The following is a 15,610-nucleotide window of genomic DNA, read 5'->3' as shown; positions in this document are numbered from 1 at the left end:
AAAGGTAGTATATCGCACAATAACAGCGGGTAATAAAAATATTTTATATGTAGCGGTATATACATTAAATTTAGGAAAATGATCCCCTTGCATCATCTGTATGCCTAAACCAAATCTGTTACTCGCCTTGCTGCTCGCTTTGGCAGCACTAACCGGTCTTTATCAACCAGTATCTGCCGGAAATGCCATCCTGGAGAACGATACCACACAGCAATCTGTGTTGATCACCCGTTTTAAATTCAAGCAATATTATGGCGGCGTGGTTGTCATTTCAGCCACACTGGATAATATCCCGGACACCCTGCAGTTTATCCTGGACACGGGCAGCGCCGGCATCTCTCTCGACACAGCCACCTGTGTCCGGCTGGGCATCAAACTCACGCCGACCGACAAAGTGGTAAAAGGGCTGGGAGCCGCCAAAACCGTGTCTTTCGCGATGGACCATACCCTGAAGCTGCCAGGACTTACCATTGACAGCCTCGATTTCCACGTCAATGATTATGAGCTGATCAGCCAGGTATATGGTATCCAGGTAGATGGTATCATCGGGTACAGTTTCCTGACCCGCTATATTGTAACGGTGGATTATGATACGGAGGAAATTATCGTCAACAGCAAAGGCCGTTATACCTACCCCAGGGGAGGACAGCTGCTGCGCCCGTCACTCACGCAGATACCGTTGATCACGGCGCCGCTGCGCCATGAACGTAAAACGGTCACTAACCGTTATTATTTTGATACCGGCGCCGGTATGTGCCTGCTGTTGTCGTCCCAGTTCGTCAACGACAGCGCGCTGATCACCCATCGCCGGAAAAGCAGGAAAATCATACAAACAGAGGCCCAGGGCCTGGGGGGCAAAATGCAGATGTCGCTCACCACTGTCCAGGAGTTCCGCGTCGGCAATTATTCTTTTCGTAACGTGCCTACCTACATCTTCGAGGACAGGACCAACATCACGGCTTATCCTTTCCTCGGCGGCATGATCGGCAACGACCTGCTGCGCCGGTTTAATATCACGCTTAATTACGGCAGGAAAGAAATCTACCTGATGCCCAACACGCACTTCAAAGATATGTTCGACTACTCCTATACCGGCCTTATTATCTATCTGATAGACGGCCGGGTGGAAGTGACTGACATCATCAAAGGGTCTCCGGCCGAAAAAGCCGGTATCCGCAAAGGAGATATCATCATGGCCGTCAATAACAACCTGGGGGCCAACCTGCAGATATTCCGCGAAATGCTCAAAAACGTAGGCACCAAGGCCACACTGTTGATCGCCAGAGATAACGAGCTGTTAATTAAAAAGTTGCCAATAAAAAGTATTCTTTAACGTTATTTGCAGCATGTGGCGTACTCTGGTGATAGTAATATGCTGGTGCTGTAATTTATTCCTGCCTGCCTTCGCACAACGAAAAAATGCTGGCCCCGCAGCGGCAGACAACAGCAAACCTGTGGCTGTAATTCCTTTCCGCATGATCGACAAACATGTGGTGATACCGGTGGTGCTCTCCGGCGGTACCGATACCCTGCAGTTTGTTTTTGACAGTGGGGCGGAAGTAACGGTGCTGCATAAACGTGTTTCTGAAAAAATGCGCATCAACAGCGGGCATCAGGCTTTTATGAGCGGTATCAATAATGCCATGGTAAGGACCAATGTGGTAACACTCAACGCCTTGTACCTGAAGGAATTACGACTTCCTTACGTGGAAGCCTATCTCGAAAATCTTGATAACCTCGGAGACAGTATCGACGGAGTGATCGGTGTGGCCCTGCTGAAACTGTATATCGTGAAAATCGATTACCGGCAACAACAACTGGTACTGTACCGTAACGGTAAAACGCCCATAGGCAATACAGGGAGACTGCTCCATTTTCAGCTCAACTATTCCACACCGGTAATAGATGCCGCTATCACCATGCCGGACGGCCGTTATCTTCCGGGCCATTACCACATCACCACCGGCGGCGACTACGGCATCCTGTTCAACTGGCCCTATGTGGACTCCAATCGTATCAACAGTCTCCCTACACTGAACACAGACAGGGTACAGGACATGGTGAGGGTGCTGTACTATATCAACAGCAACATCCCGTCATTGCAGCTGGGTGGAAAAACAATGGCCAATGTGCCTGTCAGCTATTGCAAAGACATTAATGATGTGGGCGTGTTCACAGAGATTGCCGGCTCTATTGGTTATGATATCTGGAAACAATTCACCATCACGATAAACTACGGGAAGAAGGAAGTATACCTGGAATGACCGCTGACATGGTATTACAGGCTATACACGTCCCTCAAAATCCATCCTGACAATGGAAAACCCAAACCCTAATTTTAATTCCTAATACGTAATTAGTCCTTTTACCCTATTTTTACTTCTATACGAATATTACATTATGATTCATTATAATAAATTTACATTAGCTAATGGGTTGCGGGTTGTGGTACATGAAGACCATACTACGCCCATGGCTGTATTAAACGTACTGTACGACGTAGGCGCCAGGGACGAGAACCCGGAACAGACCGGTTTTGCCCACTTGTTTGAACACCTGATGTTTGGCGGCTCTGTCAACATTCCCGAGTATGATGAGCCTTTACAGATGGCAGGAGGGGAGAACAACGCCTATACGACCAGCGATCTTACCAACTACTACATACAGCTGCCGGCAGAAAACATTGAAACTGCTTTCTGGCTGGAAAGTGACCGGATGCTTTCACTGGCCTTCAGTGAAAAAAGCCTCGATGTACAACGCAAGGTAGTATCAGAAGAGTTTAAGGAACACTACATCAACAAGCCCTATGGCGATGTATGGCACAAAATGAGGGAGCTGGCCTACACCACCCACCCTTACCGCTGGATGACCATCGGGAAAGAACTGTCACACATAGAAAATGCCAGGCTGGAAGATGTAAAAGCCTTCTTCTTTAAGTTTTACCGGCCTGTCAATGCCATCCTTTCCGTGGCGGGCAACATTACTACAGAACAGGTGAAAACACTGGCAGAGAAATGGTTTGGCGATATTCCTTCCGGAGAAAAATACCATCGTAACCTGCCCGTTGAACCGCCGCAGACAGCTGCGCATAAACTGGAAGTAAAAGCCAATGTGCCGTTGGACGCACTGTACAAATGTTATCATATGTACCCCCGTTCAGACAAACGTTACTATGCTGCTGATCTCGTCTCCGATATCCTCGGTGGCGGCAGCTCTTCCCGTTTGCACCAGGTGCTGGTAAAGGAGAAAAAGCTCTTCAGTAATATCGACTGTTACCATTTCGGCAGCCTCGACGCAGGCCTGCTTACCATCGAAGGCAAACTGGTGAAAGGCGTGAAAATGAAAGATGCCGAAAAAGCTATCCAGACAGAACTGGAAAAACTACAGGCGGAAGTGATTGCCGACCGCGAACTGCAAAAGGTGAAAAACCGTGTGGAGAGCCTGCTGGCATTTGAAGACATGAGCCTGCTCAATCGCGCCAACAACCTGGCCTTTTATGAGCTGCTCGGTGATGCCGGTTTGATGAATAAAGAGTTTGAAAACTATGAAGTGGTGACAGCAGAAGATATTCACCGGGAAGCCAAACTGCTTTTCGATGAAAAAAATGCCAATACCATTTACTATTACGCCGAAAATCAGGGATAAACCACATCTCAGTCACACGGTATAAATGAGACTATATGAACAGAACAATTCCTCCTCCCATTAAAGACGCTGTGGAGTTTGATATAAAGCTGAAGCCCTACGAGAAATTCACGTTGGACAATGGTATTCCCGTTTATGCGATTAAATCGGAAGAACAGGAAACCCTGCAGCTGGAACTGGTGTTCCCCGCCGGTTCATGGTATGAAAGCGAAAGCCTGGAAGCCCTGGCTACCAACTTCCTCATGAAAAACGGGACCAGCAAACGCACCGCCCTCGAAATCAACGAGGCCATCGATTATCATGGCGCCTACCTTAACCGGAATGCATATCATGAAAATGCCACCTTCACGCTGCACTGCCTGTCCAAACACACGGAAGTGCTGCTGCCGGTGTTGCAGGACGTTATCCTCGATCCTGTTTTTCCGGAAGAAGAATTACAGCTCTACAAACAAAACCAGAAACAGAAGCTGGCCGTCAATCTCCAGAAATGTGATTTTGTGGCCAACCGCTTTATCGATAAATACCTGTTTGGTGAATTTCATCCTTACGGCCGTGTGAGCAGCATGATGGCGTATGATGCATTACAGGCGGAAACGCTGCGTGCTTTCTATCAAAAGCATTATACGTACAATAACTGCCGCATTTTTGTAGCGGGCAATATGCCAGGAAACATGCTGGCACTGCTGAACCAATACTTCGGCAGCACCCGCTGGAACGGCGAGTCCAGCCTGCTCAGGCCGGAACTGCCGGTACAACCGGCAGAGGAAAAGAAATTCCGCATTTTCAATGATGAAAATGGCGTGCAGGGCGCTATCCGTATTGGTCGTCCATTTCCGAACCGCTATCATCCGGACTTCCCTAAAATGCTGGTGCTCAACACCATCCTGGGCGGCTACTTTGGCTCCAGGCTGATGAGCAATATCCGGGAAGAAAAAGGGTATACGTATGGCATCTATTCCCAGCTGTACAACTTCCGGCAGGTGAGCGCGCTCAACATCCAGACCGAAGCCGGCAGGGATGTGTGCGAAGCCACTATCGAAGAAGTGTACAATGAGCTGCGCAGGCTGCAGAACGAGCCGGTGCCACAAGAAGAACTGGACCTCGTGCGCAACTACATGATCGGCTCTATCCTCGGCGACCTGGACGGCGCCTTCCAGCTGATACAACGCTGGAAAAACCTGATCCTCAACGATCTGGACGAAAACTATTTCTACAACAATATTCAGACGATCAAGACTATCACAGCAGAAGAATTACAGCAACTCGCCAAACAATACCTCACCCCCAGCGATTTCTATGAACTGGTGGTAATTTGACGTGATAATCATGCAAGACGAACAACATTACCTGGCAGCCAATAAAGCACTCTGGAACAAGCGTACAGCCGTACACGTTACTTCTTCTTTTTATGATGTGCCGGCTTTTCTGGAGGGCCGCAGCTCACTCAATAGTATTGAGCTGGCGTTGCTGGGCGATGTCCGGGGAAAGCGCATCCTGCACCTGCAATGCCATTTCGGGCAGGACACGCTTTCCCTGGCGCGCATGGGCGCCGATGTGACCGGCGTGGACCTCTCTGACGCGGCCATTGCCCAGGCCAATACCCTGACCGCGCAACTGGGCCTTCAGGACCAGGCAAAATTTATCTGCTGCGATGTATACAGCCTCCCTGCACAGTTGCAGGACAGCTTCGATATAGTGTTCACTTCTTACGGCACTATCGGCTGGCTGCCCGACATGGACAAATGGGCCGGAGTAGTGCAGCATTTCCTGAAACCGGGCGGAGTCTTTGTCATGGCCGAATTCCATCCTGTGGTATGGATGTTCGACGAACAGTTTACCCGCGTGCAGTACGATTATTTCAATACGGAAACGATTGTGGAAAACAACAATGACACCTATACAGACGCGGAAGACAACGCAGATGTAAAAGGCGTTGCCTATTCCTGGAACCATCCGCTGGGCGAAGTCTTCAGCTCCTTGCTGGCAAAGGGCTTACAGCTACAGGTATTTCAGGAGTTTGATTATTCGCCGTACAATTGTTTTCAGAACACCACCGGTGAAAACGGACATTTTCAGATCAAAGGCATGGAAGGAAAGCTACCCATGGTATATGCATTCAAATTCCTTAAACCTTAACATATGAAATCAATTGTCATTACCCTGTTGATCGTGGCTGGCAGCCTCACCGGGATGGCCCAGTCCCAATCGGACATGAACAAACAGGCGGGGCAGGAGTACAAAGAGGCCGATAAGAAACTGAATACCGTATACCAGGAGATCCTGAAGAAATACGCGGCCAATAAGACGTTCATCACCAATTTCAAGGAAGCGCAAAGGCTTTGGGTACAACTCCGTGATGCCCAGCTGAAAGCGATGTACCCCGAACCTGCCAAAACCTATGGCAGCATGTTCCCGGTATGTAAATCCAATTATCTCACCGAGCTGACCAACCAGCGTACAGATGCTATCCGGGTGTGGCTTAATGGCCTGCCTCCGGGCGAAACCTGCACCGGCTCTGTTGGCGCTACTGAATAGTGCCAGTCTGCCATGGAGATGTAGATCCATTCCGGACGCTTAATATTTATATAATATAAATTACATATTATTTTTTGTATATTTGGCGTAACCACAGCGCCTATGAGACTCCCTATCCTGATCCTGGCAGTATTCCTGTGTGGTAATGCCTATTCCCAGTCCCGCCAGGCGGCACTGGACACACTGGAAAACCGTTATCAACGCTGCCTTTCTACCAGCAACAGCTACGGCTGCGCACTCGTATATTACAAGCAGCTCGACAGCCTCCTGTACAGCACATTACAGCGCCTTTACAGCCAGATTGAGCCCAACAGGCTACATACCCTTCAGACAGAACAAGGTGCCTGGGAAGAGAAGAAAGATGCGTATTTCCGTAAAATAGACGAGCGGGTGGAGAAGATGCATAAAAGCACCATGGATGGATTGGACGATGACATGATCTCTACAGACAACAAAGCCGCTTATGTGAAAGACCGTGTCACCGCCCTTCTGGATTTAGATATTTAGTTATTTGGGTATTTGATCATTTAGGAAACCTGCTAAATGATCAAATACTCAAATGAAAAAATATTACAATCGTTCCTGGTGACGCAGCCAGCGTTCCGGCATTTCATTATTGCTGGCCAGCAGGTAGTCGTTATACGCACAGGGCACAAACTCCTGGTCGGGGAGTTGCATCCACCAGCGGCCGGTACGTTTGCTTTTCAGGAAAACGGTTTCTATATCGGAGAAGGCTATATGAAATTCCCAGAAGGCGTCGCGGTCGTCCAGCAGCGCCTCTTTATTTTTGACGGAGCGGCCGTCCATAAAATACCACATCATCTGAGCGATCTGGCGGGCAGTCAGCTGTTCTTTGTCTTTTTCCGGCCGGTAGCCATAAATACCGAAAGATGACAGACGGCTGCTCATACCTGCATAACGGGCAAGGGAACAGGCTTCCTCGCCGCTGAACCCGTTAGGGGAGAGGTTATTGGCCGGCGCATCTGTGTGCCGGATGATATTGATATCGAGACTGAATAAATCAGAGTGACGCAGCACCGGTTCCGCTTCTTCCATATTCTCACGGATACGGCCTAAACGAAAACAATCAAAACGCAGTTTGTCCAGCGTCTCTAACATGCGCGGATGCACGAAATAACTCTGGAAGCCAAGATGGTTATAGTGACGGAGATAATTGGGCTGTTCAGTGAGGATGTCCATCAGGTACCTTTCGCTGCGGAGGGAGGACTCTTCCTGCAGGTCGATCAGGGCATCGGCCACAGTGGCCTCGATGATCAGTTGATGGGCCGCATATGCTTTGTACTGGGGATAGGTAAGATCATGGGAGCCGCCCAGGATGAGCACCGTTTTATTAGCCTGTACCAGTTCACCCACCACTGTTTTCATGGCCGCATAGGCATCGGCGAGAAAAGCGCCGGAACGCAGGTTGCCCACGTCCGCCACTTTGATATCACGGTGCCAGTTGTAGAGTTTAAAAAACTCCCGCCGGATGGCATCAGGGCCACTGGTACCTGTTTTTCCGCTGGCGCTGCCCCTTTCTTCGCCCACTCCCAGCAATACAATATCAGCAGCATCCAGGTCCGGATGATGCTCTTCCTCATAAACATCTGTTACACCTCCGATCTGGAAAGCGTCATACTCCTGATCATCGTTCAGAAAAGCTTTGGAAACAGGCTGCAAAAAATCCTGCAGGTGCGAAAAATCTGCCATCACTTAGTTGGGTTTGTTTGACGGCAAACGTACAACAAGAATTTAAAAAAAATACATCCATGAAGCAGATAAGCAGCGGGTTATGCTACTGTACCGAAAATGCTAATGTACGACTGTTAGTTGCGGTGAATGATGAACTCAAAAGGCTTATGAGCTTTACGTGAAATTGCCTTCTCCAGCACCGATCTTTTGCTGGTAATTCTGCTTTTGTTGCAATCTACTACTTCCATTACTGCGCACAGATAATCCATGGTTTCAATTAAAGACAACATCTCGCTGATTTGCCTTACAGCAGACTGTATCTGCTGCTCTGTGTACCTATCTTCATGTAGCAGGATCAATAAATCTCTATCTACCGGTTTCATGAAAAAAATTTTGACTGTTCCCCGAATAATTGTTTGGCCAGGTTTTCATGGGATAATCCAAAAAAAGATAAGGTAAAAATCGTTTTAATGTTGTGCCAGATGTGCCTTTTAGTGCATTCGTTTTTTGTTCATAGTGGGACAACCGCAATCATTCTTCTTAAACACTTTGCAACCTGTCATCGTTAAACTTCCACAAAGAAAAAAGATCACCATCCATTTAAGCCTTTTCATAATGCTATTTAATATACTTCCGGTTAAATATAAATCCTTCCCAAATTAGTTTACCTTTTCTTAACAATCACCCTTTGTAATTTAAGCTAAATTCGCAAAAAAATTCAATTTATTTGTCCACAATCCAGCCTCCCGTAAAAATTTTAACAGTGCCTCTGGACTGGGGCCTGGGACACGCCACCCGCGACATTCCGCTCATCTATGAAATGCTAAACGCAGGCGCTCAGGTTTTTATTGCTGCCGAAGGCAAACATGCCGCACTGCTGAAACAGGAATTCCCGGAAATCACCATTTTACCGCTGCCGGGATACCGCATCCAGTACGCGCAAAAAGGTAAGTTCTTCGGAATGAAGATCATACAACAGATTCCCAAAATATACAAGGCGGTGAAATATGAGCAGCGGTGGCTCAAAAAGATCGTAAAAGAATACCAGATCAACGCCGTTATCTCGGATAACCGCTTCGGACTGTACCAAAAAGACATTCCCAGCGTATTCATCACCCATCAGCTCCTGATCAAAACACCCTTTGGTGGCTGGATAGAGCGTACATTACAGAAAATCAACTATAACTTCATCCGTAAATACAGCGCCTGCTGGATTCCGGACTTCGCCGGCGACAATAATCTCTCCGGAGAACTGGCACATCCGGCAAAACTCCCGCCCAACACCACGTACATAGGCTGTCTCAGCCGTTTTGAACCGCAACTGGACGTTCAAAGGAAATACGATCTCCTGGTGCTTATTTCAGGGCCGGAACCCCAGCGCACCAACCTGGAAAAGCTGGTGCTGGACCAGGTAAAGGACCTCTCCCTGAAAGCCCTGATCGTCAGCGGCAAACCGGGCACCCACTACCACGAAGAAGTGGCTCCCGGCGTAATACATGTTAACCATCTGGACGCCAAAGCGTTAAACGAAGCCATGCTTGCTTCCGACATGGTGCTGAGCCGCTCCGGCTACACCACCCTGATGGACCTCGTCAAACTCAACAAAAAAGCGATCCTGGTACCTACGCCCGGCCAGTCCGAACAGGTATATCTCGGTGAATATCTCATGGAAAAGGGGTATTTCTATTCTGTCGCGCAGGAAAAATTCAACCTGAAAACAGCGCTGGAAGAGGTTTCCCGCTTCCCGTTCAAATCTTTCCAGCATGAGCAGGACATGTCGCTTTACAAAGATGTGGTCAAACAGTTTGTCCAAAAACTTCAACAACCATAAAGAAGCCAAACGGGAAAAAAGAAACATCCGCATTTTTCCCGTTCAACTCCCATCTCAGCACATCATCTTCGCCCATCAGGCGAACCAGGAATAATCATGTACATCCAGGATGTTACATGTTCTTCACTTCGGTCCCGATATAAATCCGGTCTCCGGCAATGCCTACCGGCCTTTTCAGGAAAGAATACTCTTCCAGTATCAGGCCGCGGTAATCTTTCTCTGTGAGGGTTTTCTCATGAAGCCCCATAGGCCTGTATTTCTGTGACCTGCGGCTGAAAAGGGCCTCATAGCTGCCAGACAGGGCATGCATCTCGTCCAACTGCGCGGGCGTGATTTTTTCCGTTTTGATGTCCTGCAATTCAATTCCTCTTTCTTTGGCTTTTATTTCCTCCAGAATTTTTTTGCAGGTATTGCAGGTCGACAAATGATATATCTTATTCATATGCTACTATATTTCCGGTTTAAAAATACAATCTGAACGTATATTGTGGTACTATCTTAATTTTGTGCATTCAAATTAATTCTTGTAGGTTTAGTGATGCAAAAGAAATTATTTTTATTAGACGCTATGGCCTTGATTTACAGGGCTTACTACGCGTTAATCAGAAATCCCAGGCTTACCAGCACCGGTCGCAATACCAATGCCCAATTTGGTTTTACCACCACCTTGCTGGACCTTATCAATAAGGAAAAACCTACCCATCTGGCCGTTGCGTTTGACACGCATGCGCCTACCGAACGCCATACCACTTTCACCGACTATAAAGCCAATCGTGAAGACGCTCCGGAAGATCTGCTGGACGCGCTCCCGGATATTAAACGGATCATTGAGGGATTTAATATCCCGGTAGTGGAACTGGACGGTTATGAAGCCGACGACGTGATCGGCACGCTCGCCTGGCAGGCCGCTGACGCAGGTTATACCGTATACATGGTAACGCCCGATAAAGACTATGGCCAACTGGTGAAAGAAAACGTATTCATCTACAAACCGCCATACATGGGCAGCAAGGAAGAAATTCTGGGCCCTAAAGAGGTATGTGAAAAATGGCAGATCAAAGACGTACACCAGGTAATAGATATCCTCGGCCTGATGGGCGATGCAGTAGATAATATCCCCGGTATCGCCGGCGTAGGTGAAAAAACAGCCATGAAACTGCTGGCCCAGTATGAAACACTGGAAAACGTACTGGCCAATGCAGACGCCATCGGCGGCAAGATGGGAGAGAAGATCAAAGCAGGCCACGAAAACGCCCTGCTGTCCAAAGAACTCGCCACTATCATCACCAACGTGCCGGTGACTTTCCACGAAGAAGATTTTTCCCTGACAGGCATCCATAAAGAAAAACTCACCGAGATCTTTACCGAACTGGAATTTAAAACCCTCGGTAAACGAGTGCTGGGAGATAGTTTTACCATGGCTGGCGGCACACCCGAACCTGCTAAAGGCAAAGTGGTACAGACCGACCTTTTCGGACAAGCCGTGGAAACGGCCGTGGCAGAAGAACCTGCCGAAGCTGCCGCCTTCCTCGCGCCCGACAAAAATATTCACAATACGCCGCACAACTATGTGCTGATAGATACGCCGGAAAAACGGGCTGCCCTGCTGTCGGACCTTCTGCAACAAAAAGAGATCGCCTTCGATACCGAAACAACCGGTACCGATGCCAATGAAGCCGATATTGTGGGCATGAGCTTCGCCTATAAAAATGCCGAAGCCTACTACATTCCCCTGCCAGCCGATTATGACGCAGCACGTGCCATCCTGCACGAGTTCAAATCCCTCTTTGAACATCCATCTATCACGCTGGTAGGACAGAACATCAAATACGACATGCTGGTGCTGAAATGGTACGGCCTGGAAGTAACGACACCGCTGTTCGACACCATGCTGGCCCATTACCTTATTGAGCCGGAAGGCCGCAGGAGCATGGACGCGCTGAGCGCCCAATACCTGCAATACGAACCGGTGGCCATCGAAACCCTGATCGGCAAAAAAGGAAAAGGGCAAGGCAATATGCGGGACGTGGAAGTGGAAAAAATCAAGGAATATGCCGCAGAAGACGCCGACATCACCCTGCAGCTGAAACATACCTTCCAGCCCATGCTGCCGGAAAAAGCAGTGGAGAAAGTATTTTACGACGTGGAAAACCCACTGGTGAAAGTACTGACCGATATGGAGTTTGAAGGCGTGCGTATTGACACCATGGCATTGGCCGATTACTCCCGCGAGCTGGAAACTGAAATAAAACGCGCAGAAGAAAGCGTATATGAACAAGCCGGCGTACGGTTCAAACTGGCTTCCCCCAAACAATTGGGCGAAGTGCTGTTTGAAAAACTACAGCTGGACCCCAAAGCGAAAAAGACCAGAACAGGTCAATATGCCACCGGTGAAGACGTGCTGCAGAAGCTGGCCAACAAACACAAGATCGTGGACGACATCCTGATTTTCCGCGAACTGAGCAAGTTGAAATCAACTTACGTAGATGCGTTGCCGTTAATGATCAACAAACGGACCAACCGCGTGCATACCTCCTATAATCAGGCTGTAGCAGTAACCGGCCGTTTGAGCTCCAATAACCCCAACCTCCAGAATATCCCTATCCGGACAGACAGGGGACGGGAAGTGAGAAAGGCTTTTGTGCCCCGCAATGAAGAGTTTGTGCTGCTGTCTGCCGACTATTCACAGATAGAACTGCGCATCATCGCGGCCATTGCCCAGGATGAACAGATGATGGACGCCTTCCGTCAGAAAATAGACATTCACGCGGCCACAGCGGCTAAAGTGTACAATGTTCCGCTGGACGCCGTGACCGCAGATATGCGCCGGAACGCGAAAAGCGTGAACTTCGGTATTATCTACGGCGTGAGCGCCTTCGGTTTGTCTGAAAACCTGGGCATCGCCAGAAGCGAAGCCAAAACACTGATCGATAACTATTTCGCGCAGTATACGTCCATCAAAAAATACATGGACGACCAGGTAAAATTTGCGCAGACTAACGGATACGTACAAACGAAACTGGGACGTAAAAGATGGCTGAAAGACATCAACTCTTCCAACGCGGTAGTACGTGGTTATGCGGAAAGGAACGCGATCAATATGCCTATCCAGGGCACGGCCGCAGATATGATCAAACTGGCCATGATCGCGATACACAAGGCCTTTAAGGAAAGGAACCTGAAATCCAGAATGATCCTGCAGGTGCATGACGAGTTGGTTTTTGACGCCCATCGCTCTGAATTAGACATTATTAAACCCCTGATATTGGATTGTATGCGTAATGCACTGCCACTGGACGTTCCCGTTGAAGCTGAAATGGGAATCGGTGAAAACTGGCTGCAGGCGCACTAATTTAATTTGCACATTTTTTCATTTTGATATTTAACTATTGCATTCGGAAGAAGCCTTTTACCCCCGGCATTCCCAATAGTTAAATATCAAAATGAAAAAATACCAAATGGTTGTATTTCCCAAAACAGTTTACTAGTTTCAAAACATGATCCAAACTCCTCGACTACAATTGTTGCCATGCACACTGCAGCATTTTGAGTCGCTATTACAGGGCAATGATACACTGGCCGAACTCCTCGGGATTGCGGTCCCGGAAGGATGGACAGAATATCCCGAAATGGTGCTGGTAGCATATGATAAATTACGCAACGACCCTTCCATGCTGGGATGGTTTTTTTACCTCGTTATTCACCGGGAAGACAAACGCCTGATAGGCGCCGGCGGATTCAAAGGCAAACCCAATCACCAGGGGATCGTTGAAATGGGCTATGAAATCACTGCAGATTACCGTGAGCAGGGCCTCGGCTCTGAAATGGCGCAGGCGCTCGTACGCTTCGCTTTCGGGCACTCCTACGTGCAAAAAGTAATCGCCCATACAGAAGAAGAATATAACGCCTCCGTTAAAATATTACAAAAATCCGGAATGCGATTCGTGGGCGCTGTCAAAAACAGGGAGAACGAAGATCTCTGGGAATGGGAGATCACGAGAGAACAATATCTGGAACAACAAAAAACTGTACAAAAACCGTAGCTCAGCTCCGTTCATCCATCTTTTTCAGGGAAGAATACCCCGATTCCCTTATTTTTGACCCTTGTCTAAAACCTGTCTTAACAACATGAAGAAATGGATGATCAGCGCTGCCATGCTGTGCAGCACTGCTGTATTTGCGCAAACGAGCACTAATGTAGAAGGTAGTCGTTACCAGTTTTCCGTTATTAAAAATATGGACGCAGGAGATGTACAAAACCAGGGCCGCACCGGTACCTGCTGGTCTTTCTCCGGCCTGTCCTTTTTTGAATCTGAACTGCTCCGCGGCGGTAAGGCCAAAGGCCTCAACCTGAGCGAAATGTTCGTTGTCCGTAAAATGTACCCGCTGAAAGCTGCCAACTATGTAAGAATGCATGGTAAAGCCAATTTCGGCGAAGGCGGCGGCTTCCCTGATGATCTGCTGTGCCTGCGCGAATACGGCCTGGTGCCCCAGTCCGTTTACGATGGCAACAAAGGCAAAATGTACAACCACGCTGAAATGGAAGGCCTGCTGGAAGGCATGGTAAAAACCATCGGCGAGGCTAACGGTACCGTTAACCCGAACTGGCAGAAAGCATTTGACGGCGTACTGAACGCCTATATGGGTGATGCACCGGAAAAATTCCAGTATAACGGTAAATCATATACGCCGCAGTCCTTCGCTAAAGAACTGGGCCTCAACGCAGATGATTATGTCCTGATCTCTTCTTTCACCCACCATCCGTACAACAGCCAGTTTGTACTGGAAGTACCGGACAACTGGAACTGGGAAAAAGTATACAACGTAACCCTGGAGGACTTTACCCGCATCGCGGAAACCGCTGTTACCAACGGTTATACCCTCGCATGGGCCGCTGACGTAAGCGAAAAAGGTTTCAACTTCAAAGAAGGCCTCGCCATCGTGCCAGACAAAGACTGGACTGATATGTCAGCCGAAGAAAAGAAAAACATGTTCCTCGAACCAATAAAGGAAAAAACCATTACCCCGGAAGTACGCCAGCTCGCCTTCGATAACTTCGAAACACAAGACGACCACGGCATGCACATCGTTGGTATCGTAAAAGACCAGAACGGTAATAAATACTTCCGCGTGAAAAACTCCTGGGGCACCGAAAACTTCGGCCAAGGCTATTTCTACGCCTCTATGCCGTACTTCGCTTATAAAACCACCAGCTTCATGGTGAATAAAAAAGCATTGCCGGCCGACATCGCGAAAAAATTAAAAATCTAATTTCCCGGGCAAATACCACCCGCCGATAACATAAAAAAGACCGTTTCTCTTGAGAGAAACGGTCTTTTTATGTCCGGACGGTCACCTGTCCCGCCCTTATAAAACAGTCCCTATATCGGTCAAAATATCTCCCAAAATCACCTTTCAAGATCAACCCAACTTATTTGACTAAGTCAAATACAGATATTTGATTATGTCAAATATATATTTATAAAATATTGATTAATAATTTACAGATCAATGCTTCCCTTCCTGCTGCTGTGTTAACTGATAACTTCCCAGCCGTAATTTCACCGGAATGCCGGTCTGTTTCTGCCAGCTCCATTCTTTTTTACAGAAGAAACCAAAATGCTGGTCATAATACGCGTGGCTGGTCATCATATATACCGGGTAAGCAGGAAGGGAAGATGGGGCACCGGACGACTTCCGGTTATTAAAATTAATAGAGGTGAGGGGCAGACCAGGAGCGGGGCCTGCTTTCGCAAAAGTGCCGAATGGCACATACCCCACTGTTTTTACCGTATCGGAAAAAAGACGATGATGCAGTGGCGGTGTTTTTTCAGACACCACCTGGGCCTGTAGGCTTACAGGCCCTGTCATCAGACAGCCAATTATCCACCACTTCATCTTCATAAA

The 15,610-nt window shown here is 48.1% G+C and carries 15 protein-coding genes; 11 read left to right on the top strand and 4 right to left on the bottom strand.

Annotated features, from left to right (window positions below):
- The first annotated feature begins 100 nt into the window (after positions 1–100).
- The 7 genes from ACTJJS_RS15215 to ACTJJS_RS15185 all read left to right on the top strand — a co-directional run bounded on the left by ACTJJS_RS15215 (position 101) and on the right by ACTJJS_RS15185 (position 6,687).
- On the top strand, positions 101–1,333 hold the full coding sequence (locus ACTJJS_RS15215) for an aspartyl protease family protein (RefSeq protein WP_440664333.1): 1,233 nt from the start codon (positions 101–103) through the stop codon (positions 1,331–1,333).
- Positions 1,334–1,346: 13 nt separating this feature from the next.
- Entirely contained in the window at positions 1,347–2,264 is a 918-nt protein-coding gene (locus ACTJJS_RS15210) for a retropepsin-like aspartic protease (RefSeq protein ID WP_440664332.1), read from the top strand.
- A 136-nt stretch (positions 2,265–2,400) separates the two neighbouring features.
- Positions 2,401–3,645, top strand: coding sequence for a M16 family metallopeptidase (locus tag ACTJJS_RS15205; RefSeq protein ID WP_168870834.1), 1,245 nt, complete (start codon positions 2,401–2,403; stop codon positions 3,643–3,645).
- Positions 3,646–3,680: 35 nt separating this feature from the next.
- Positions 3,681–4,961 (top strand): M16 family metallopeptidase, encoded by a 1,281-nt coding sequence (locus ACTJJS_RS15200; RefSeq protein WP_440664331.1) that lies wholly within the window; start codon positions 3,681–3,683, stop codon positions 4,959–4,961.
- 10 nt (positions 4,962–4,971) lie between these two features.
- Positions 4,972–5,781, top strand: a complete 810-nt coding sequence (locus ACTJJS_RS15195; RefSeq protein ID WP_440664330.1) for a class I SAM-dependent methyltransferase — start codon at positions 4,972–4,974, stop codon at positions 5,779–5,781.
- Positions 5,782–5,784: 3 nt separating this feature from the next.
- Positions 5,785–6,180 (top strand): lysozyme inhibitor LprI family protein, encoded by a 396-nt coding sequence (locus ACTJJS_RS15190; RefSeq protein WP_343744606.1) that lies wholly within the window; start codon positions 5,785–5,787, stop codon positions 6,178–6,180.
- A 102-nt stretch (positions 6,181–6,282) separates the two neighbouring features.
- Entirely contained in the window at positions 6,283–6,687 is a 405-nt protein-coding gene (locus ACTJJS_RS15185) for a hypothetical protein (RefSeq protein ID WP_440664328.1), read from the top strand.
- 63 nt (positions 6,688–6,750) lie between these two features.
- On the opposite strand, the gene ACTJJS_RS15180 is transcribed toward ACTJJS_RS15185, so the two are convergent.
- Together ACTJJS_RS15180 and ACTJJS_RS15175 are read right to left on the bottom strand one after the other, a co-directional pair.
- A complete protein-coding gene (locus ACTJJS_RS15180; protein ID WP_440664327.1) occupies positions 6,751–7,890 on the bottom strand; it encodes a formimidoylglutamase in 1,140 nt (379 codons plus the stop codon).
- 116 nt (positions 7,891–8,006) lie between these two features.
- Positions 8,007–8,255 carry a hypothetical protein gene (locus ACTJJS_RS15175; RefSeq protein WP_078669652.1) on the bottom strand — a complete coding sequence of 83 codons (249 nt, stop codon included), beginning with the start codon at positions 8,253–8,255 and terminating at the stop codon, positions 8,007–8,009.
- 380 nt (positions 8,256–8,635) lie between these two features.
- On the opposite strand from ACTJJS_RS15175, the gene ACTJJS_RS15170 reads away from it, so the two are divergent.
- Positions 8,636–9,703, top strand: a complete 1,068-nt coding sequence (locus ACTJJS_RS15170; protein ID WP_440664326.1) for a glycosyltransferase — start codon at positions 8,636–8,638, stop codon at positions 9,701–9,703.
- Between the two features lie 112 nt (positions 9,704–9,815).
- On the opposite strand, the gene ACTJJS_RS15165 is transcribed toward ACTJJS_RS15170, so the two are convergent.
- Entirely contained in the window at positions 9,816–10,145 is a 330-nt protein-coding gene (locus ACTJJS_RS15165; protein WP_440664325.1) for an arsenate reductase family protein, read from the bottom strand.
- Positions 10,146–10,271: 126 nt separating this feature from the next.
- Here ACTJJS_RS15165 and polA point away from each other — a divergent pair, with 126 nt between their 5' ends.
- The 3 genes from polA to ACTJJS_RS15150 all read left to right on the top strand — a co-directional run bounded on the left by polA (position 10,272) and on the right by ACTJJS_RS15150 (position 14,974).
- Entirely contained in the window at positions 10,272–13,055 is a 2,784-nt protein-coding gene (gene polA, locus ACTJJS_RS15160) for a DNA polymerase I (RefSeq protein WP_440664324.1), read from the top strand.
- Between the two features lie 145 nt (positions 13,056–13,200).
- Positions 13,201–13,746, top strand: coding sequence for a GNAT family N-acetyltransferase (locus tag ACTJJS_RS15155; RefSeq protein ID WP_440664322.1), 546 nt, complete (start codon positions 13,201–13,203; stop codon positions 13,744–13,746).
- 85 nt (positions 13,747–13,831) lie between these two features.
- Positions 13,832–14,974: an aminopeptidase C gene (locus tag ACTJJS_RS15150; protein ID WP_168870844.1), complete on the top strand. Its 1,143-nt coding sequence runs from the start codon at positions 13,832–13,834 to the stop codon at positions 14,972–14,974.
- A 237-nt stretch (positions 14,975–15,211) separates the two neighbouring features.
- Here ACTJJS_RS15150 and ACTJJS_RS15145 read toward each other — a convergent pair whose 3' ends face one another.
- Positions 15,212–15,601: a hypothetical protein gene (locus tag ACTJJS_RS15145; protein WP_440664321.1), complete on the bottom strand. Its 390-nt coding sequence runs from the start codon at positions 15,599–15,601 to the stop codon at positions 15,212–15,214.
- Between the last annotated feature and the right edge of the window lie 9 nt (positions 15,602–15,610).

Source organism: Chitinophaga sp. 22308 (assembly GCF_052045305.1).
GTDB classification, from domain to species: domain Bacteria; phylum Bacteroidota; class Bacteroidia; order Chitinophagales; family Chitinophagaceae; genus Chitinophaga; species Chitinophaga varians_A.
Note: the sequence above shows the minus strand (reverse complement) of the source record. Positions and strands in the feature narration are given on the sequence as shown.

What these genes read in the sequence shown, in the direction of transcription:
- ACTJJS_RS15215 (WP_440664333.1), top strand. Translation starts at nt 101, where the DNA reads ATGCCTAAACCAAATCTGTTACTCGCCTTGCTGCTCGCTTTGGCAGCA.
- ACTJJS_RS15210 (WP_440664332.1), top strand. Translation starts at nt 1,347, where the DNA reads ATGTGGCGTACTCTGGTGATAGTAATATGCTGGTGCTGTAATTTATTC.
- ACTJJS_RS15205 (WP_168870834.1), top strand. Translation starts at nt 2,401, where the DNA reads ATGATTCATTATAATAAATTTACATTAGCTAATGGGTTGCGGGTTGTG.
- ACTJJS_RS15200 (WP_440664331.1), top strand. Translation starts at nt 3,681, where the DNA reads ATGAACAGAACAATTCCTCCTCCCATTAAAGACGCTGTGGAGTTTGAT.
- ACTJJS_RS15195 (WP_440664330.1), top strand. Translation starts at nt 4,972, where the DNA reads ATGCAAGACGAACAACATTACCTGGCAGCCAATAAAGCACTCTGGAAC.
- ACTJJS_RS15190 (WP_343744606.1), top strand. Translation starts at nt 5,785, where the DNA reads ATGAAATCAATTGTCATTACCCTGTTGATCGTGGCTGGCAGCCTCACC.
- ACTJJS_RS15185 (WP_440664328.1), top strand. Translation starts at nt 6,283, where the DNA reads ATGAGACTCCCTATCCTGATCCTGGCAGTATTCCTGTGTGGTAATGCC.
- ACTJJS_RS15180 (WP_440664327.1), bottom strand. Translation starts at nt 7,890, where the DNA reads ATGGCAGATTTTTCGCACCTGCAGGATTTTTTGCAGCCTGTTTCCAAA.
- ACTJJS_RS15175 (WP_078669652.1), bottom strand. Translation starts at nt 8,255, where the DNA reads ATGAAACCGGTAGATAGAGATTTATTGATCCTGCTACATGAAGATAGG.
- ACTJJS_RS15165 (WP_440664325.1), bottom strand. Translation starts at nt 10,145, where the DNA reads ATGAATAAGATATATCATTTGTCGACCTGCAATACCTGCAAAAAAATT.
- polA (WP_440664324.1), top strand. Translation starts at nt 10,272, where the DNA reads ATGGCCTTGATTTACAGGGCTTACTACGCGTTAATCAGAAATCCCAGG.
- ACTJJS_RS15155 (WP_440664322.1), top strand. Translation starts at nt 13,201, where the DNA reads ATGATCCAAACTCCTCGACTACAATTGTTGCCATGCACACTGCAGCAT.
- ACTJJS_RS15150 (WP_168870844.1), top strand. Translation starts at nt 13,832, where the DNA reads ATGAAGAAATGGATGATCAGCGCTGCCATGCTGTGCAGCACTGCTGTA.
- ACTJJS_RS15145 (WP_440664321.1), bottom strand. Translation starts at nt 15,601, where the DNA reads ATGAAGTGGTGGATAATTGGCTGTCTGATGACAGGGCCTGTAAGCCTA.